Here is a 16,800-nt window from a genome sequence, read left to right on the forward strand (position 1 = left end):
CATGAGACCCGGAGAGCCGGGTGCGGCCGTGACCCTCGACCACGTCGTGCAGCGCCTGATCACCGCCTCCGCCACCCCGCCCTCCCTCGACGACCTCGGCCCGGACACGGCGCGGCGCGCCCTGCGGGAGACCCAGCCCGAGCGGTTCGAGGACTTCGACGTGGACGCGGTCTTCCGCGTGGCACCGGTCGGCCCGTCCGGGCTGCTCGGCTTCTGGACCGTCCGCCCGGCCGGAGTGTCCGGCCCGCTGCCGGCCCTGCTGTACCTGCACGGCGGCCGATGGGCGCTCGGCGACGCACAGACCCACGCCCGGCTCATCAGCGAACTCGTCACCGGTGCGGGGATGTGCGCCCTGGTCCCGGAGTACAGCCGCGCCCCCGAGGCCCGCTACCCGGTGGCCCTGGAGGAGTGCTACGCCCTGTTGACCTGGGCCGTCTCCCACGCCGACGACCTCGCGCTGGACCCCGACCGGCTCGCGGTGGCGGGGGACTGCGGCGGGGCCACGCTCGCAGCCGCCGTGACCATGCTGGCGAAGCACCGCAACGGTCCGCGGATCGGGGCGCAGCTGCTCTACTACCCGCTCACCGACGCCCGCTGCGACAGCGCCTCACAACGGCAGTTCGCCACCGGCTACCTCCTCACACGCCAGGCGCTGCGCGCCTACTGGACGCGGTACGTTGCCGACCCCGCGCGGCGGAGCGAACCCACCGCGGCACCTCTGCGGGCGGACACGGAGGAGCTGGCGGGGCTGCCGCCCGCGCTGGTCGTCACCGCCGAGGCCGACGTGGCCCGCGACGAGGGCGAGCAGTACGCGCGCCGGATGTCCGAGGCCGGGGTCGAGGCGGCGTCCGTACGATTCCTCGGGACGATCCACGACTTCGTGGCCCTGCACGCCCTCGCCGACAGCGAGCCCACCCGGGCGGCGATCCTGACCGGATCCGCCTTCTTGCGTACGCGTTCGAAACGATCACCATCGTGACGATCACCATCGTGGCGGACCGAGAGCAGTCGGCCGACTGATGCGCGGCCCGGCACCGCCGCGCCATGCTGGTGGTATGCCAACCGCGATCGACTCCCACTCCCACGAGGAGAGGCGTCTGCGCCCGGCCGCACCGGCGAGCGGGCGAAGCACCGTGCTGACCACCCGCTCGGTCGCGCCGAGCGAGAGCCTGGACTACTGGCACGACGCCGTGCTCGACACCCTGGTGGGGATGGACATCACCACCGAAGGCCGTGCCTATGACGCCGCCCTGCGGACGGACCACCTGGGAAACATGCAGATCACCACGGTGGAGTGCGACCCCGGCCAGGTCCACCGGACGCCGCGTTCCATCGCCCGCGGCGACGGACGCCAGGTCTTCGTGGCCGTTCAGAGCGCCGGCCGGGCCCAGGTCGAACAGGACGGCCGCACCACCGAACTGCGGACCGGGGACATCGGGTTCTTCGAGACCGTCCGCCCCTTCCGCACCGTCTTCCCGGAACGCTTCCGGATGAAGATCTTCGCGGTCCCGCGCGCGCTGCTGCAGCTCCCCGACGGCGGCCTGCGGCAGCTCACCGGCCGCTCGGTACGCCCGAGCGGCGGCCTCCCCGCCCTGCTCGCCCCGATGCTGGACCGGCTGGCGGACACCTCCGCGTCGTACGCGACGCCGACGGCCGACCGGCTGGCCGAGAGCGTCATCGACCTCATGGCGGCGACCGCGGCGGACCAGCTGGGGGCGGACCCCGCCGAACTGCCGGGCGCCGACGGCGTGCTCCTGCTGCGCGTCCGGACGTACATCCGCTGGCACCTTTCGGACCCCGGGCTGACGCCGTCCGTCATCGCCGGTGCGCACGGCATCTCGGTCCGCCGTCTGCACCGGCTGTTCGAGGCCGAGGACAGCACTGTGTGCCAGTGGATCCGCGAACAGCGACTGCAGGAATGCCGCAAGGAGCTCGCGGCCCGGCCGCCGGGTTCCGTCAGCCTGGGCCAGGTCGCCAAGCGCTGGGGGTTCACCGGCCCGGCCGGGCTCGGCAAGGCCTTCCGCAACGCCTTCGGGCTGTCACCGACGGACTGGCGGGACCGGGTATGGGCAGGCACGGCGTCATGCTGACCGGCCACGCCCCCTGGGCGTCCTGCTCCACCCGGGACCTGGTGCCCGGCGACCGTCTGTCCTCCTGGCAGCGCGCCCTCTCGCGGACCTTCGTGGACGTCGAGGTCACCGTCGAGCAGGACCGTCCGTGGGACGGCGAACTGACCGCCGACCGGCTCGGCGCGCTCCAGATCGCCACCCAGGAGTTCGGCCCCGGAACCGTGCTGCGCGGGGCCGGCTCGGTGGCCGCCGACCCGCGGACCCACCTCCTGGTCCGCCGCCAGCTGGAGGGCACCGCCCGACTGCTCCAGGACGGCCGCACCGCCGAACTCCGCCCCGGCGACCTGGCCTTCCTCGACGCCCGGCGCCCCTTCCGGATCGTGCTCCCCGAGCGGCAGCGGGCGCGCATCCTCATGGTGCCCCGGGCCCTGCTGCGCCTGGAGGAACGGCAACTGCACGCCCTTACGGCCACGGTGGTGGACGAGACCGCGGAGGGCGCGGCCGGTCTGCTGCTGCCCCTGCTCGACGGACTCGTCGACGAGGTCGCACGGGCCGGACCGGATCGGCGTGAGCAACTCGCCCGTACCGTCGTCGACATCCTGGCTACCGTGGCCCTCGAACAGGCCGGACGGCCGACCGAACCGGCGGACCTGTGGGACCGGATCACCGAGTCCGTCCGCACCCGCCTGGGCGAACCCGGCCTCGGCCCCCAGAGCATCGCCGACCGGCACGGCATCTCGCTGCGCTATCTGCACCAGCTCTTCCAGCGGCACGACACCACCGTGGGCGCCTGGGTGCGTACCCGGCGACTCGAAGCGGCCCACGCGGAACTCGTCCACCCCGCGACGGCCCACCGTCCCGTGGCCGCGGTGGCCGTCCGCTGGGGCTTCACCAGCCCCTCCCACTTCAGCCGGGCATTCCGCGACGTGTACGGGATGTCGCCGGCGCAGTGGCGCAGGGCGGCGGGCGCGGTCCGGGCGGAGGACTGACACGCCGGGGCCCCCGGAACCCTGCCGAGTCTCTGGCTGCCCCTCCCTGACCGCGACCCGACCACGACTATGCGTACGACTGCACGTATGACGAGCCGCGGGCCCTCTACCCTTTCCGGGCGACGGTCGGATCGATCTGCACGACCCCGACAACGATGGAGCGCACATGACTGACGAGACGATGGGTGACGACGTCTACCAGCCTGACGGTTCGGAGGTTCAGGACGACGCGGGCGTGCTGGACGCGTCGGACACCCTGGACTACCGGGCCGGCACGGAAGCCCTGGACGAGGGTTATTCGCCGCCGGAGCGGCCCTGGGCCGTGGAGCACACGGGCGTGACGGCGGCGGAGGCGCAGCGTGGGGAGACCCTCGACGAGCGTCTGGCCGAGGAGGTGCCGGACATCGGCGTCCCGGAGGGCGACGACCTCGGCGACAGCGAGGACACGGACGGCGAACTCGTCGACGACGAGGTCGGCGACATCCGGGCCGGCCGGCTCCTCGCGCCGGACGAGGGCACGCACGAGGTGACCGAGTCCGACCTGTTCGCCTCCGACCGCGGCCTGGACGGCGCCGGGGCCTCGGCGGAGGAGGCCGCGATGCACGTCATCCCCGAATCCGAGGACTTCTGACCTGCCCGTCCTCGATTCCCGTCGCTGGGGACGAGGGCCGTACCGGCGGTCCCGCCGAAGTGTCGAAGGCGTGTGTCACCTCGGGCGCGCTGTCCGGGGTGAGCAGCGCCCGCGCCTCCTCCTCGAACCGGCGGTCGGTGGCCGTCAGCCGGACGTGGTGCTGGTCCAGGTGCTCGGCCCAGGAGGAGACCAGGTAGTTCTCGACGAACCGCTCCGGGACGTGACCGTCCTGGTAGAGACCCCAGGACAGGGCTCCGGTACGGCGCCGGGAACGGGCCACGCGGTACATCCGGTCCGTGAACTCGGCCCAGTGCTCCGCCTCGACCCGGTAGACGACGGAGACCAGGACCGGTCCTGTCGGGCCGTCCGCCTCCCCGGGCGCGAACACCAGGGGAGGGGCCGGCCAGTGGTCGGACGGCGAGGGGTTGATGCCTTCGGCGTCCCGCAGCGGCCACCGCCGTACGCTCGCCGCGCTCAGCAGCATCGTGGCGGCGGCGATCAGCAGACAGGCGCTCAGCCCGAGCCAGTCGGCGACCGTGCCCCACAGGGGTGCGGCCAGCGCCTGTCCGCCCTGGAAGACCAGGAGATAGACCGAGAGGCCGCGGGCCCTGACCCAACCGGGGAGCCGGGTCTGCACGGCCGCGTTGAGCGTGGACAGGACGGCGATCCAGGCGAGGCCCGCGGGCAGCAGGGCGAGCGCGACCAGCCAAGGGGTGTGGACGGTGGCCAGCACCGCGAGGACCCCGGCGAACATCAGGGCTCCGACCGCGAGGGTGCCGTTGGCGCCCAGCAGGCGATGGGCGCGGGGCAGCAGGAAGGCTCCTGCCACCGCGCCGACGCCCACCGCCGCGAGGAGCAGCCCGTACCCGCCGGAGCCGAGGCCGAGCGAGCGGCTCGCGGTCAGTGGCAGCAGGGCCCACAGGGCGGCGCCGCCGGGGATGAACAGGAGTGTGCGCAGCAGGACCCGGCGGATGCCGGGTGCGTTCCAGACGTAGCGGCGGCCGGCGTACAGGGCGGCCAGCAGTCCTTCGTTCGTGGCGGGCGACGCGGTCGCCGCGGCGGGGCGCCGCCACAGCAGCAGGACGGCGGCGATGCCCAGATAGGACGCGGCGTTGAAGGCGAAGACCCAGCCCGCGCCCGCCGCCGCGATCACCGCCCCGCCGAGCGCGGGGCCGACGGCGCGGGCGAGGTTCATGTTCACCGCGCCGAGTGCCGCCGCCTGACCGAGGCGCTCCCGCTCCACCAGCTCGGGCTGGATCGCCTGCCAGGCCGGGCCCATCAGCGCGGTGCCGCAGCCGAGCAGGAACGTCAGGAGCAGCAGGACCGTCGGCGACAGGGCGTCCAGGAACGCGAGTACGGCCAGCACCCCGGACACCGCCAGCATCGCGAACTGCGCGGTCACCAGCACCGTACGCCGGTCGAAGCGGTCGGCGATCACCCCGGAGGGCAGCGCCAGCAGCACGACGGGCAGGCTGGCGGCCGTCTGCACCAGCGTCATCAGCGCGGCACTGTCCCCGACGAGGAGCCACTGGGCGCCCACCGTCTGCATCCAGGTGCCGATGTTGGAGACCAGCTGGGCGATCCACAGCGCCCGGAAGACACGTGCCGCGAGCGGCGCCCAGGGGGAGTCGGTGGTGGTGGCGTTCATGGTGCTCCCGAGTGGGTCCGGTCCGGGCGGGGATGTCACCCGCCGAGCCGCCACGTTAGGAGCGGTCCGAGCGGCGGGGTGTCCCGTGCGCGTACTGGCACCGGCCCCACAGCGCACCGACCTCACAGCGGACCCCGTCCGCGACCTCACCCGCACCCGCCGCGCACCCGCACTCCGGGGGCGACAGGAGTGCGCTCGGGGACAACTGCCGGGCGCACAGCATTTCTACGGTGGCCTCAAGGGCGCCGGACCGACCGGGGGCCCACGCAGTCCCAGGAGACGCACATGTCCGAAGCCTTCACACCCGTCGAGCCCGTGCTCGAACCCGCCGCCGCGGCCTTCGCCGAGGCGACCGCCAACCCGCCCTACCTCTTCGACCTCGCCCCCGCGGACGGCCGCAAGGCCGTCGACGAGGTGCAGTCCGGCGAGATCGCCAAGCCGGCGATCGACGAAGAGTGGATCACGGTGTCCGGCGGCCCCACGGGCACCGTCCGGGCCCGCATCGTGAAGCCCGCCGGCGCCACGGGCACCCTGCCGGTCATCGTCTACATCCACGGTGCCGGCTGGGTCTTCGGCAACGCCCACACCCATGACCGCCTGGTGCGCGAACTGGCCGTCGGCGCCAACGCCGCGGTCGTCTTCCCCGAGTACGACCTCTCGCCCGAGGCCCGCTACCCGGTCGCCATCGAGCAGAACTGGACCGTGGCGCGCTGGGTCGTGGAGCAGGGCGCGACCAAGGACCTGGACCCCACCCGCATCGCGGTGGCCGGTGACTCGGTCGGCGGCAACATGGCCGCCGCCCTCACCCTGATGGCGAAGGAGCGCGGCGGAGTCCCGCTGCTCCAGCAGGTGCTGTTCTACCCGGTGACCGACGCGAACTTCGACACCAACTCCTACCACCAGTTCGCCACGGGCTACTTCCTGCGCCGCGACGGCATGCAGTGGTTCTGGGACCAGTACACGACCGACGAGGCCGAGCGCGCCCAGATCACCGCCTCCCCGCTGCGCGCCACCACCGAGCAGCTCACGGGTCTGCCCACGGCCCTGGTCATCACGGGTGAGGCCGACGTCCTGCGCGACGAGGGCGAGGCCTACGCCAACAAGCTGCGCGAGGCCGGAGTGCCCGTCACCGCCGTCCGCTTCCAGGGCGTCATCCACGACTTCGTGATGCTCAACGCCCTGCGCGAGACCCACGCCGCCGACACGGCCATCTCCCTGGCCGTACGCACGCTGCACGAGGCCCTGTACGCGGGCTGAGCCGGGCGAGGCCGTCACCACGGACGAACGCCCACCACGGACGAACGTCCACCGGGGATGAACGTCCACAACGGACCAACATCCATCCGCGCGCGACGGCCGCCCGCGCCTGCGACATCTCGGACCGCACACAACCGACGACAAGGAACTCCCATGACCGACTCCACACCCACCGTCGTCCTGGTGCACGGCGCCTTCGCCGACGCGTCCAGCTTCGCCCGGGTCGTCCCCGAGCTGCTGGCCGACGGCCTGAAGGTGCTCGTCCCGGCCGTACCCAACCGCAGCCTGACCGGCGACGCCGCCTACATCGCCTCGGTCGTACGCGCCGTACCCGGCCCCGTCGTCCTGGTGGGGCACTCCTACGGCGGTGCCGTCATCACCGTCGCGGGCGTCGAGGACAACGTGAAGGGCCTGGTCTTCCTGGCCGGTTACGCCCTTGAGGAGGGCGAGAGCCTCGGCGAACTGCAGGGTCGCTTCCCCGACTCCGACCTCGCCTCGGCCCTGGTGTACACGCCGTTCCCGGTCGAGGGATCGGACGAGCCCGGCACGGATGTCACCGTCGAGATCGACAAGTTCCCCGCCATCTTCGCCGCCGACGTGGACCCGGAGCTGGCCAAGGTGCTCGCCGTCTCCCAGCGTCCGCTGGCCGGCGCGGCCTTCGGCGAGGCGGCCCCGGCCGCGGCCTGGAAGACCAAGCCGTCCTGGGGCCTGGTGTCCTCCTCGGACCACACCATCAACCCCGACGTCGAGCGCTTCGGCTACGAGCGCGCCGGTATGACCACGACCGAGGTCGACTCGTCCCACCTGGTCATGCTCGCGCACCCCAAGAAGGTCGCGGACCTCATCCGCGAAGCAGTCCGGAGCGTATCCGCCTGACCTGGCTGCTTCCTGTCCGGCGGGTTCGCCGGGTTCGCCGGGCCCGTCGGGACCACGTCCGGTCCGGTACGTGGCCGGCCACGTCGGGAGACACACGGGCGGGCCCTGACCTTGGTGAAGACGGGGACCTTGGTGAAGTCGGGTTCGACGGCCGGGGCCCCTTTTTGCGGGCCTCGGCCGCAGGGTGGTCACTGTGAGCCTGTGGCCACCAAGGCCGCGGTGATGGGTTCGAGCTCGGTGATCAGTTCGTCGAGTTCGGCGGGGGACAGGGCGTCGTAGGGCGGGGCGGCGAGGTCGTCGGTGAGGGTCTCGATGCGTTGTTTGGTCGCGCGGCCGGCGTCGGTGAAGTGGCCGTCGGCGTCGACGAGTCCACGTGCGCGCATGCCGTCCATGACCGCGGACAGGCGCTCTTTCGGCAGGTGATGGATGCGTCCGAACGACTCCGGGGGGTGGATGCCCTGTTCCAGGGCGGAGAGCACATGGGCCTCCGTGCCGCCGATGCGCGCGCCGACGAGAGCGGCGATGTGCCCGTCGCCGCGGTGCTCGCGCAACATGGTCGCGGAGTGCCACAGCCGGGCGACGGGCTCGCCGGGCACCTCAAGGGTGCGCATGCCGGCGTACATCACCCGGCCTTCGGTGGGGGCGCTCGTCGCGGCCTTGGTGGTCAGTTCCGCGGCGCGCGCCAGGCCCGGGGAGCCGGCCAGCTCGTCGCCGAGGATGCGCCGCAGGGAGGCCGCGCTGCCCCGCAACCGTGCGGCGACGGAGGCCGCGGGCGGGATCGTCTCCCAGGCACTGGGGATGTGCCGTGCGGCCTCCCCGTCGGCGAAGTTGTAGAAGGCCGCGTGCACGACGTGGGCCGGTACCCGTCCCAGTGGTGCGGCACGGCTGGCGAAGTAGCCGTCCCAGTAGGTGCGGTGGCCGAGCGCGGCCAGTTCCTCGTTGCACTCGTCAGCGAAGAAGGTGACCAGGCAGATCGGCTCCAAGAGCTCGAACATGCGGCGGGCGATGTGAGTCCTCGGATACGAGCGCGTCGTGCCCATCGGGTTCTCCCTTTGTCAGGCCCTTCGGCAGGCCCCTTGTCAGGCCCTTTGTCAGGTGTACCGACTTGGACCGCCGGGCTCACCGAAACTCATCGGTGACCGAAGGAGAGCAGAGCAGACGTGGAGTCCGCCGAAATCGTCCGACCGGGGTCCTCATCGGCGTCCGCCTGAGCCATCAGGACGGTGAACACCCGCTCCCAGACGCCCCCTGCGCCTTCACCGGGGCGTCTTGGCGATCACCGCACTGGCGTCGTCGCGACGGGTTCCGGACTGGCGCATCAGTGCGGTGGCGATCACGGCGGGCGGGTGGTGCAGCAGTCCTGCCAGATCCGTGTGGCTCCAGCGGTCGCTGAGGCCGTCGGAGTGCATCACCAGGGCGGCGTCGGCGGGCAAGTGGTGCTCGTAGGTACGCAGTTGGCGCATCTGAATGCCCGTTATGCCCGGCTGGGACAGCAACGTGGTGCGGGAGGTGCGGGTGACCAGCGCGGCGGTGATGTTCCCGACACCGCAGAACAACAGGCGGCCGTCGGGCTCCAGGCGGGCGATGGCCACCGCCGCGCCGCGGGTGCCGCGCAGCGCCCGGTGCACCTGCTCCATCACCTGTTCCGGGGTGCGGGCCGCCGTCTCCGCTCTGAAGGCGCGGACAGCGGCTTGCGCTGCCGCGGCGGCCATCGGACCATGGCCCAGCCCGTCACAGGACATCACCAGCACGCCAGCGGCGACAGAGGCACGCACGGGCGCGGAACGCCCCGTTGCTTCCGCAGGCAGGGAAGACTTCTGCCGCAAGGCCGTCTGCGTCCGTGCCGCAGGCGGCCGAAACCCGGTCAGATCAGCCCAGTTGGGCACGGCAGAGGTCGACGGATACGGGTCGCTGACCTTCTCGGTCGGGACCGGTGGCACTGCTACGCCGGCGTCTGTCCGCGCGGCCCAGGCATCGCCGCAGGCCTCCTCGCCGCTGATCGGCCGGGTGACGCCTCCCACGGAGGGTTCTCCGGCCACGCGGGGAGGCACAGGACGGGGCCAGAACCGGGCGAGCTGCACCGTACCCAGACCGGGTCGGGAGTGGATGTGCAGGGAATCGGCCAGCCGATGGATGGCCCCCAGGCCGATGCCCAGGGTGCCGAGCGTCGACATGCCGTCGCGCAGGGCTGCCGGTACGTCCGCCATCCCGGGGCCCGCGTCCACGGTCACCACTTCCACCCCGGCCGTGCTGTCGCCGCGCAGGACGCGCAGCAGCAGGGAGCCGTCGACGGCGTGCTTGGTGAGGTTGGTGACCAGTTCCGTCACGGCCAGTACCAGCTCGGCCGTGCGCTGCTCACCCAGACCGATGCGCCGCCCCAGAGCGGCGGCGGCACCACGGGCGCCTTCGGACCCGTCACGGAACCAGGCCACGTCCTCGCAGTCCACCAGTTGTATGACGCCCGGGCCGGTCATCGCACCCACTTGGTGATGGTCACTGTGGTTCCCTGCCCCGCGGTGGTGTCCAGAACGAAATCATCGACCAGCCGCCTGGAGCCGGACAGCCCCAGGCCCATACCGCCGCCGGAGGTCCAGCCGTCGGTCAGGGCCAGTTCCACATCAACAATGCCCGGACCGCTGTCGCTGAAAACGAGGCGTACTCCGCGCCGGCCGCGTTCGTCCACCAGCTGGGCCGCCATGCTGCCACCACCGCCGTGTATCAGCGTGTTGCGGGCCAGCTCGCTGGCGGCGGTGATCAGCTTCGTCTGCTCCACCAGGGAGAAGTGACACTCCTGGGCCAGGGCGCGCGCCAGCTGACGCGCCTGTACGACGCCCGCACTGGCCGTGATCTCCAACAGCTGAGGAGCGTCGGCAGTGCCGTTCACCGTCCTGCCGCAGTGTCCGGCACCACACCTACGGGGCCGGCGGCTCCCAGCGACGAGACATGCGCCCGCTCCAGCACCTGCAGGCCCTTTTCCAGGGTCAGCGCGGTCCGCACGCCGCCCAGCGAAAGCCCCAGCTCGACCAGGGTGATGGCCACCGCGGGGCGCATGCCCACCACGACGGTCTGCGCGTCCAGCAGACGCGAGAGCGAGGCGACCGTGGCCAGCATCCGGCCGACGAAGGAATCCACGATGTCCAGGGCGGTGATGTCGATGACCACCCCGTGCGCACCGGATTCGACGACCTTGGCCGCCAGGTCGTCCTGGAGCGCCAGCACCGACTGATCGTCCAGATCGATCTGGATGGAGACCAGCAGTACCTGGCCGATCTGCAGGACCGGGACGCGCTCACTCACCGGGCACGCGCCTGCGGCGTGGTCGAGAGGGTGACGCCCGAGCGGCGCAGCGCGTGCCGCAGCGCGTCGGCCAGCGTGGCCTTGGTGACGATGTCACCGAAGTCGATTCCCAGGGCGACGACGGTCTGCGCGATCTGCGGGCGGATTCCGGAGATCGTGCATTCGGCGCCCATCAGCCGGGCCGCCACCACGGTCTTCAGCAGGTGCTGGGCGACCTCGGTGTCCACCGCCGGGACACCCGTGATGTCGATGATGGCGTGCTCGGAACCCGTGTCGATCAGTGCCTGGAGCATCTTCTCCATCACGACCATCGTGCGCGCCGAGTCCAGGGTCCCGACCAGCGGGACACCGATCACCCCGTCCCACAGCTTCACCACCGGCGTCGACAGCTCCAGAAGCTGCTCGGCCTGCGCCGCCACCAGCTCCTCACGCGTGGCCGCGTAGACCTCGATGGTGAACAGGCCGAGCGTGTCCAGCAGCCCGGCGAACTTCAGATACGCCTGCAGGTCAGTGCCCTTGCCCGACAAGGCCGGCTCCAAGACCTCCTTGAGGGCGAACACACTCACCGCGGTCTCGGTCGGCGTGAAACCCTGCCGGGCCCGGTTGCGCGACAGCTCGGTGAGCAGAGCACGGACTTCGCCGTACGCGTCGCCGTGCCCGTCCAGGCTCCCGCTCCCGAGCGCGGCCACCAGCGCCGTATAGATCTCCTGGAGCTCATGGTGAACCTCCGCGCGGCTCACACGCCCACCCAGCCGGCCGGTCACCTTGTCCGCCCAGCTCGCGCCGAGGTCCTCCCCCTGCACGGACAGCAACTCGACCAAACGGTCCGAAACGCCCCCACCAGCCACGAGCACATCCTTCGTCAGCAGACCAGACGGCCCTCCGGGAACCATAGGCCATCCAGGGGAGTCCCAATGACGCCACTTTGCCGCAATATCCGGGCTGTTGGTCCCTCGTGGCTGAGAGGCAGCACTCAGCGACTCAGGCGGCGTGCGGTGGTGAACCGCCGCTGTGGGCGGCAGGGCTGATGGACATCTCCCGCGCGAAGCCCCGGCGAAGACTGTCGTAGCCCGGGACGCGGCCTGACGACGCCGCGTGCGTAGCGGTGTGCCCGTGGCCGAGCAGGGACTTGGCGATGCCGAACCGTTCGCGCGCGAGGCGAGAGCCCGTGGCGGTCGGCACGGGTCGCGCCGCCGACCGGGTCACCGTGCTCGACGTGGGCGCGCATGAATTCCTCGACCTCGCCCGGCGAGTGGGTGAAGGTCGGCTCCGGGTGCGGATCCAGCTGTCATCCGTGAGTGATGCCACCGACGGCAACCACCGTCGGTGGCATCGGATGGCGCCCCGCTGATTGCTGAACGCTGATCGCTGACCGATGAGGTGTGCCAGGACAGTCAGTTGCCGTTGACATCGCGTTCGAAGTCATCGGAACACTGCTCACGTTCGGACTTGTTGTCCGCGTGCTGAACGCAGTCGTTGTAGTCCTTGAACGAGTCCGAGGTGAGGAAGGAGACGCCGATCGCGACGATGACGGAGGACGCGATGACCGCGAGGGCGCTCAGGACCGCGCCCAGGATGGCCATGACCCGGTGCGGAGCGCGACCGCCGCGGGCGCGCCGGGCGGCGATGATTCCGAGGACCAGCCCCACCAGGCCCAGGATAACGCCCCCGAAGACCGTCCAGAAGAACACGCAGGCCGTAATGCCGAGCACCAACGCCGCGATCGCCAGACCGTTGCTGGTCCTCGCCTCGGGATTCTCGTGATGTCCGGGATAGGGGTAGGCGGGTTGACCGTAGTGAGCCATCCTCGGGCCTCGCTTTCCGTTGACCGTGAGCAGCACATGTCGTAGGTGTGCTCAGGCGTCTTCCCCGTGGCCTGCATCACATGCCGTCACACGGGCCGCACGACGGCGGCTGTCCCGACGGCGTGTGTGGAGGGTGTTCGCGGCCCGGCGCGGGACGCGCCCCCACCTGCGGCGACGTACGCTGACAGCGTGGAGACTGTCGAGCTGCTGCCCGACGTGACGACCGAGCGGACCGTACGCGATGTGTGGCGCCGCCTGTCGGATGCCGGTCTGCCCAGTCAGGCCGCTCACCGGCACCCGACCAACCGCCCCCATCTCACCCTCGCCACGGCCGACACACTCGATCCCGAGGTGCGCGTCCGGCTCAAGCACATCCTCGCCGTCCTGCCCGTCCCCCTGCACCTCGACGGAACGGTGCGGTTCGCCGGCCGGACGCCTGTCCTGGCCTGGGCCGTCCGGCCCGACGAAGCGTTGCTGCACCTGCACGAGGCGGTCTGGCGCACCCTGCGCGACACCCCGGCCTGCGGACGGCTGAATCCGCTCCATGACCCCGAGCGCTGGAAGCCGCACATCACCCTCGCCCGTGGCCGCGACGCCGCTTACCCCGAAACTCCGCTGTTCTCCGCGGCGCCCGGCGGACCGGACGACGTCCTGACGGGCGAGTGGGTCGGCGCCCGTACGTACGACTCTGTTGTCCGCTCCACCACCTCGCTGGGCAGTGTTCCCAGATCCTGACCGACGCTCCAGGGTTACGGGAAACGGGGCGGCCTCCGCCTGATCAGGTGCTCCGACCAAGGTGCACGTGACCAGGACGAAGGCCAGCCGCCCCTGACATCGGAGTCAGCAGTTGTACGCGTACCAGACCGGCGAGAAGTTGTAACTGCTGTAGCCGTGGTACGTCCCGTTCGCCTCACGGCCCGGGATGCTGCCGATGACGGTGAACTGCCGGTTCTTGAACGCGGCGACCGTGCCCACCGTCTGGTTGTTCCAGGCCGACCCCGCACCGTTCCACTGGACCAGCCGGTAGTCGCCGCAGACGTAGAGATCGAAGCGGGTGCCCTGGAAGTTCGGCTGGGTGTAGAGGCAGAGCCGTCCGTAGGCGCAGTCGCCGCCGTCACCCCGCGCCGGTACGCCGTCCACACCGTCCACGCTCGCTTGCGAGTTGTCGCTGGTGCCCGCCGGTGCGGACCAGGCGGGGCCGGCGAGAGTGCCGGTGGTGAGTGCCAAGGATGCTACGGCGAGAGCCGCGACCACATGCCTCACATGACTCGTACAGCCTGCCCCGCGATTGATATTGGGCCGTGCTGAACTTGCCGTTGCTCGGCGTGGGCGTGCTCGACGCACAGCGTGACGTTCTCGGCCGCGGCATAGGCGAACACGTTCTGCAGCGTCCGTAGCCGAAGGCCGGGCCGGTCCGGCACCGCGAAACCGCGCGCGGCCAGCAGCGGACGGATCTCGCTGATCGCCCGCTCGATAGTGGAAGAACCCACCTCGTAGATCGCTCCGAGTGCCTCGTAGATCAGTCCCGTCCGCAGGTGGACGAGCGCCACCAGGGCCCGGTCGGTGAAGACCAGTTCGTACTTCGGCCCGGCGCCGGCCTTCCCCTTCAGGGCTCCGTGCCGCCGCCCGTGCCGGACTGATTCGTACCGTGCGTCTTAGCGTGTCGCGAGCTTGGCGATCAACTCTCCCAAGTGCCGAGCCGGAATACCGCAGAACGCACGGTGCGACATGGCGGCACGAGCCTGCTTGATCTCCACACCCCAAGAACCTGGCGGGGCGCAGCCATGTCACGACAGAGTCCTGACGGATCGCTCGCGGCTACCCTCACCTGCATGACGACCGATTGGATAGCGGAAGAGCAACGCATCGCTCAGGGGCGGCGCTTTGACGAGCCCATCAGTCCACCCGCAATCCCGGTCGCCTCCCCGCCGCCGTTGTCCGAAGCGGAGATCCTCGAAGCGGAGGCAGAGTTGGGCATCGAGTTTCCGGACCAGTACCGAGAGTATTTGCTCCGGCAGAGTGCCGGCGGCGCGGTGAACCGCCTATACCGATCCGCGGCGGGCTGGGGCTGGCACGGAGACTCAAGTACCAACTACGACTTGCTCACTGCCGACTTCCTGCATCCCGACTCCTACCGTGCTTACGAGGATGAGCTGGACGCGCGCGAGCCGCTGACGCAGGACTTCCCGGACCCCAACGCGTACCGAGCGGCATGGGAACAGTGGGACGCTGAGTACGGGGTGTTCCAGGAGCGCAAGACGTCCGGCGCTGTGTTCATCCAGGACAACGGCTGCGGCTTCTCGACCCTGCTCGTTGTCACCGGCCCGCACCGGGGCTCACTTTGGTTCGACGGCAGAGCCACCTGCGACCAGATCCTTCCTCTGAACCTGTGCGGTCAGCCCGTGTCGTTCATGGACTGGCTCGCTCACAGGTCCATGGATCTGGTCGGCGGGTGAGCGTGGCCGGGCTGACACCGGGCGAAGTCGGTCCGCCAGCGCGGTCGCAAAGGCCTTGACCCAATCACCGATGAGAACTTTCGGTCAGGCTAGTCGCGGGTCAGGTCGTTAGGGCCGACCTGCCGGTAGCGTGATCGGCATGGCGGCTGAGAGGGAGACGGCAGAGGGCGAAGCCCTGGTCGGCGGGATGGCGAACGTGGGCGCGGTCTTCCGCCACGGTGCCCTGGTGGAACGCCCGGCACCGCACACAGCGCACGCCCTCCACGCCCACCTCCTTGCGCTCGACGAGCACGGTTTCGACGCGGCTCCGAAGCCGGTCGAGCTCACCGCGAACGGCCGCGAGCGACTGACCTTCATCCCCGGCGATGTCGCTCTGCCGCCGTTTCCGAGCTGGGTGATGACCGAGACCGCGCTGAGATCGGTAGGAAACCTGCTGCGGCGCCTGCACGACGCCAGCGCGGCCATCGCGGTCGACGCATGTGTCGAGTGGCCCCGATCCCTGGCGGACCCGGCCGGAGGAACGCTGCTGTGCCACAACGATGTGTGCCCGGAGAACGTCGTCTTCCGCGACGGCCGGGCCGCAGCCCTGATCGATTTCGACATGGCAGCCCCGGGTCGAGCCGTGTGGGACGTTGCCATGACCGCGCGCTACTGGGTTCCCATGCTCGATCCCGCGTCCGCGGCGGCTTTCTATCCCACGGGGCTGGACGCCCCGACACGTCTGCGGATCCTCGCCGACGGCTACGGCCTCTCCGCGCAGGAGCGCGCTGAACTGCCCGGCGTGATCGAACAGGCCACCGCGACCTGCCGGGCCTTCGTCGCCGACAGAGTGGCCGACGGCGACCCGGTCTTCACCCAGGCGCTCTCCGAACGCGGTGGCTGGCGGCGTTGGGACCGCCTCCAGGAGTGGCTGGCGACCCACCACGAGGTGTTCAAGGCTGCCCTGCGGGCCTGACGGCCTCAGCGATTCCGGAGGTTTAGGGGCTTACGGAAGAAGCTCAGAGAGCGAAGATGCGGGCGATGAAGAAGCCCGCGAAGATCACGGCGCCGAGGGCGATCAGCCAGACCCAGACGCCGGGGTGTTCCCACATTCCTCCGTCCGCGCGTTCCTCATGTGCCTCGGCGATCGAGCCTTCGGCCGGGGGCGTTTCCTGTGGTGGCACGCGAGGATCTGTCATGACTTCAGGCTCACGCAGGTCGCACGTGCGCGCATCCGCAGATTACCGCTATGCAGGAGCAGATGATCAAGAACTCACTCGCAAAGCAGCGGGCGATGCTCTCAGGGTGTGGTGTCGCCGCGTACCAGGGGTAGACACACGGGCTGGATGCCTTGGGGAAGATCATCGGGGCGGCACCAGCGGGCTTCCAGGATCTCGAAGGGATCGAGGACCAGTTCACCGCCGAGGAGACGCGCCTCGTAGGCCACTTCCATGCGGGTGCGGAAGCCGCTGTTCAGCATGACCAGGCGGCCCACTTCCACATCGAGACCGGTCTCCTCTTTGACCTCGCGAACCACGGTGTGCCGGAAGTCCTCACCCTTGTGCGCGAAACCGCTCGGCAGCCCCCACTGACGGTTCGGCGGCCACATGCGGTGGCGGAGCAGCAGAACCCGCCCCTCGTCATCGCGCACGACACCGATCACGCCAACCACGAATTTGGCGTTCAGGGTCCACACAATGCGGTTCTGAACGGGGCGCAGGAGCCGCCAGAGGCGGGCAATGAGTTGTCGCACGGGGCCTCGGACGGTCGGAATCAAACGGGACGTCACCATT

21 protein-coding genes are annotated in these 16,800 nt (G+C 70.6%); 9 read left to right on the forward strand and 12 right to left on the reverse strand.

What is annotated here, in order from left to right:
• Position 1: 1 nt before the first annotated feature.
• From ACZ60E_RS04015 to ACZ60E_RS04030, 4 genes are all read left to right on the forward strand, one after another.
• The gene (locus ACZ60E_RS04015) at positions 2–979 is read left to right on the forward strand and encodes an alpha/beta hydrolase (protein WP_469437799.1); all 978 of its coding nucleotides are present in this window, start codon (positions 2–4) and stop codon (positions 977–979) included.
• 76 nt (positions 980–1,055) lie between these two features.
• Positions 1,056–2,090, forward strand: a complete 1,035-nt coding sequence (locus ACZ60E_RS04020) for an AraC-like ligand-binding domain-containing protein (RefSeq protein ID WP_469437800.1) — start codon at positions 1,056–1,058, stop codon at positions 2,088–2,090.
• Positions 2,066–3,058 (forward strand): helix-turn-helix domain-containing protein, encoded by a 993-nt coding sequence (locus tag ACZ60E_RS04025; protein ID WP_469437803.1) that lies wholly within the window; start codon positions 2,066–2,068, stop codon positions 3,056–3,058. The genes ACZ60E_RS04020 and ACZ60E_RS04025 overlap by 25 nt, the downstream gene beginning before the upstream one ends.
• A 166-nt stretch (positions 3,059–3,224) precedes the next feature.
• Entirely contained in the window at positions 3,225–3,689 is a 465-nt protein-coding gene (locus tag ACZ60E_RS04030; protein ID WP_384797774.1) for a DUF5709 domain-containing protein, read from the forward strand.
• Here ACZ60E_RS04030 and ACZ60E_RS04035 read toward each other — a convergent pair.
• Positions 3,664–5,337: an MFS transporter gene (locus ACZ60E_RS04035; protein WP_469437805.1), complete on the reverse strand. Its 1,674-nt coding sequence runs from the start codon at positions 5,335–5,337 to the stop codon at positions 3,664–3,666. The two genes, ACZ60E_RS04030 and ACZ60E_RS04035, sit on opposite strands and share 26 nt — an antisense overlap.
• Positions 5,338–5,622: 285 nt before the next feature.
• Here ACZ60E_RS04035 and ACZ60E_RS04040 point away from each other — a divergent pair, with 285 nt between their 5' ends.
• The gene (locus tag ACZ60E_RS04040) at positions 5,623–6,594 is read left to right on the forward strand and encodes an alpha/beta hydrolase (protein WP_469437807.1); all 972 of its coding nucleotides are present in this window, start codon (positions 5,623–5,625) and stop codon (positions 6,592–6,594) included.
• Between the two features lie 153 nt (positions 6,595–6,747).
• Complete coding sequence (locus tag ACZ60E_RS04045) at positions 6,748–7,470, forward strand: alpha/beta fold hydrolase (RefSeq protein ID WP_385831350.1); 723 nt, start codon at positions 6,748–6,750, stop codon at positions 7,468–7,470.
• Between the two features lie 188 nt (positions 7,471–7,658).
• Here the strand turns inward: ACZ60E_RS04045 and ACZ60E_RS04050 are convergent, their stop codons facing one another.
• From ACZ60E_RS04050 to ACZ60E_RS04080, 7 genes are all read right to left on the reverse strand, one after another.
• The gene (locus ACZ60E_RS04050; protein ID WP_469437811.1) at positions 7,659–8,510 is read right to left on the reverse strand and encodes an SCO6745 family protein; all 852 of its coding nucleotides are present in this window, start codon (positions 8,508–8,510) and stop codon (positions 7,659–7,661) included.
• Between the two features lie 216 nt (positions 8,511–8,726).
• On the reverse strand, positions 8,727–9,944 hold the full coding sequence (locus tag ACZ60E_RS04055) for an ATP-binding protein (protein WP_469438335.1): 1,218 nt from the start codon (positions 9,942–9,944) through the stop codon (positions 8,727–8,729).
• On the reverse strand, positions 9,941–10,354 hold the full coding sequence (locus ACZ60E_RS04060) for an ATP-binding protein (RefSeq protein WP_469437813.1): 414 nt from the start codon (positions 10,352–10,354) through the stop codon (positions 9,941–9,943). Before ACZ60E_RS04060 ends, ACZ60E_RS04055 begins: the two co-directional genes overlap by 4 nt.
• On the reverse strand, positions 10,351–10,767 hold the full coding sequence (locus tag ACZ60E_RS04065; RefSeq protein ID WP_384797791.1) for an STAS domain-containing protein: 417 nt from the start codon (positions 10,765–10,767) through the stop codon (positions 10,351–10,353). Before ACZ60E_RS04065 ends, ACZ60E_RS04060 begins: the two co-directional genes overlap by 4 nt.
• Entirely contained in the window at positions 10,764–11,615 is an 852-nt protein-coding gene (locus tag ACZ60E_RS04070) for an STAS domain-containing protein (protein WP_384797794.1), read from the reverse strand. The genes ACZ60E_RS04065 and ACZ60E_RS04070 overlap by 4 nt, the downstream gene beginning before the upstream one ends.
• Before the next feature lie 133 nt (positions 11,616–11,748).
• A complete protein-coding gene (locus ACZ60E_RS04075; protein ID WP_469437817.1) occupies positions 11,749–11,949 on the reverse strand; it encodes a hypothetical protein in 201 nt (66 codons plus the stop codon).
• Between the two features lie 212 nt (positions 11,950–12,161).
• The gene (locus ACZ60E_RS04080) at positions 12,162–12,572 is read right to left on the reverse strand and encodes a DUF4190 domain-containing protein (RefSeq protein WP_469437819.1); all 411 of its coding nucleotides are present in this window, start codon (positions 12,570–12,572) and stop codon (positions 12,162–12,164) included.
• Between the two features lie 189 nt (positions 12,573–12,761).
• On the opposite strand from ACZ60E_RS04080, the gene ACZ60E_RS04085 reads away from it, so the two are divergent.
• On the forward strand, positions 12,762–13,307 hold the full coding sequence (locus ACZ60E_RS04085; RefSeq protein ID WP_469437822.1) for a 2'-5' RNA ligase family protein: 546 nt from the start codon (positions 12,762–12,764) through the stop codon (positions 13,305–13,307).
• A 105-nt stretch (positions 13,308–13,412) separates the two neighbouring features.
• On the opposite strand, the gene ACZ60E_RS04090 is transcribed toward ACZ60E_RS04085, so the two are convergent.
• Positions 13,413–13,799 carry a peptidase inhibitor family I36 protein gene (locus ACZ60E_RS04090; RefSeq protein ID WP_469437824.1) on the reverse strand — a complete coding sequence of 129 codons (387 nt, stop codon included), beginning with the start codon at positions 13,797–13,799 and terminating at the stop codon, positions 13,413–13,415.
• A gap of 32 nt (positions 13,800–13,831) precedes the next feature.
• Entirely contained in the window at positions 13,832–14,182 is a 351-nt protein-coding gene (locus tag ACZ60E_RS04095; RefSeq protein WP_469438337.1) for a helix-turn-helix domain-containing protein, read from the reverse strand.
• 222 nt (positions 14,183–14,404) lie between these two features.
• On the opposite strand from ACZ60E_RS04095, the gene ACZ60E_RS04100 reads away from it, so the two are divergent.
• Together ACZ60E_RS04100 and ACZ60E_RS04105 are read left to right on the forward strand one after the other, a co-directional pair.
• Positions 14,405–15,028: an SMI1/KNR4 family protein gene (locus ACZ60E_RS04100; RefSeq protein WP_469437826.1), complete on the forward strand. Its 624-nt coding sequence runs from the start codon at positions 14,405–14,407 to the stop codon at positions 15,026–15,028.
• 139 nt (positions 15,029–15,167) lie between these two features.
• Positions 15,168–15,983 carry a phosphotransferase gene (locus tag ACZ60E_RS04105; RefSeq protein ID WP_469437828.1) on the forward strand — a complete coding sequence of 272 codons (816 nt, stop codon included), beginning with the start codon at positions 15,168–15,170 and terminating at the stop codon, positions 15,981–15,983.
• A 43-nt stretch (positions 15,984–16,026) separates the two neighbouring features.
• On the opposite strand, the gene ACZ60E_RS04110 is transcribed toward ACZ60E_RS04105, so the two are convergent.
• Complete coding sequence (locus ACZ60E_RS04110; RefSeq protein ID WP_384797804.1) at positions 16,027–16,206, reverse strand: DUF6480 family protein; 180 nt, start codon at positions 16,204–16,206, stop codon at positions 16,027–16,029.
• A 101-nt stretch (positions 16,207–16,307) separates the two neighbouring features.
• Complete coding sequence (locus tag ACZ60E_RS04115) at positions 16,308–16,760, reverse strand: NUDIX hydrolase (RefSeq protein ID WP_469437830.1); 453 nt, start codon at positions 16,758–16,760, stop codon at positions 16,308–16,310.
• Between the last annotated feature and the right edge of the window lie 40 nt (positions 16,761–16,800).

The organism is Streptomyces sp. NPDC102514 (assembly GCF_055584525.1).

Excerpts from the sequence above, each read along its gene's own strand:
- ACZ60E_RS04110 (WP_384797804.1), bottom strand. The coding sequence starts at position 16,206 with ATGACAGATCCTCGCGTGCCACCACAGGAAACGCCCCCGGCCGAAGGC.
- ACZ60E_RS04015 (WP_469437799.1), top strand. The coding sequence starts at position 2 with ATGAGACCCGGAGAGCCGGGTGCGGCCGTGACCCTCGACCACGTCGTG.
- ACZ60E_RS04105 (WP_469437828.1), top strand. The coding sequence starts at position 15,168 with ATGGCGGCTGAGAGGGAGACGGCAGAGGGCGAAGCCCTGGTCGGCGGG.
- ACZ60E_RS04050 (WP_469437811.1), bottom strand. The coding sequence starts at position 8,510 with ATGGGCACGACGCGCTCGTATCCGAGGACTCACATCGCCCGCCGCATG.
- ACZ60E_RS04030 (WP_384797774.1), top strand. The coding sequence starts at position 3,225 with ATGACTGACGAGACGATGGGTGACGACGTCTACCAGCCTGACGGTTCG.
- ACZ60E_RS04100 (WP_469437826.1), top strand. The coding sequence starts at position 14,405 with ATGACGACCGATTGGATAGCGGAAGAGCAACGCATCGCTCAGGGGCGG.
- ACZ60E_RS04025 (WP_469437803.1), top strand. The coding sequence starts at position 2,066 with ATGGGCAGGCACGGCGTCATGCTGACCGGCCACGCCCCCTGGGCGTCC.
- ACZ60E_RS04035 (WP_469437805.1), bottom strand. The coding sequence starts at position 5,337 with ATGAACGCCACCACCACCGACTCCCCCTGGGCGCCGCTCGCGGCACGT.
- ACZ60E_RS04080 (WP_469437819.1), bottom strand. The coding sequence starts at position 12,572 with ATGGCTCACTACGGTCAACCCGCCTACCCCTATCCCGGACATCACGAG.
- ACZ60E_RS04045 (WP_385831350.1), top strand. The coding sequence starts at position 6,748 with ATGACCGACTCCACACCCACCGTCGTCCTGGTGCACGGCGCCTTCGCC.
- ACZ60E_RS04020 (WP_469437800.1), top strand. The coding sequence starts at position 1,056 with ATGCCAACCGCGATCGACTCCCACTCCCACGAGGAGAGGCGTCTGCGC.
- ACZ60E_RS04055 (WP_469438335.1), bottom strand. The coding sequence starts at position 9,944 with ATGACCGGCCCGGGCGTCATACAACTGGTGGACTGCGAGGACGTGGCC.
- ACZ60E_RS04040 (WP_469437807.1), top strand. The coding sequence starts at position 5,623 with ATGTCCGAAGCCTTCACACCCGTCGAGCCCGTGCTCGAACCCGCCGCC.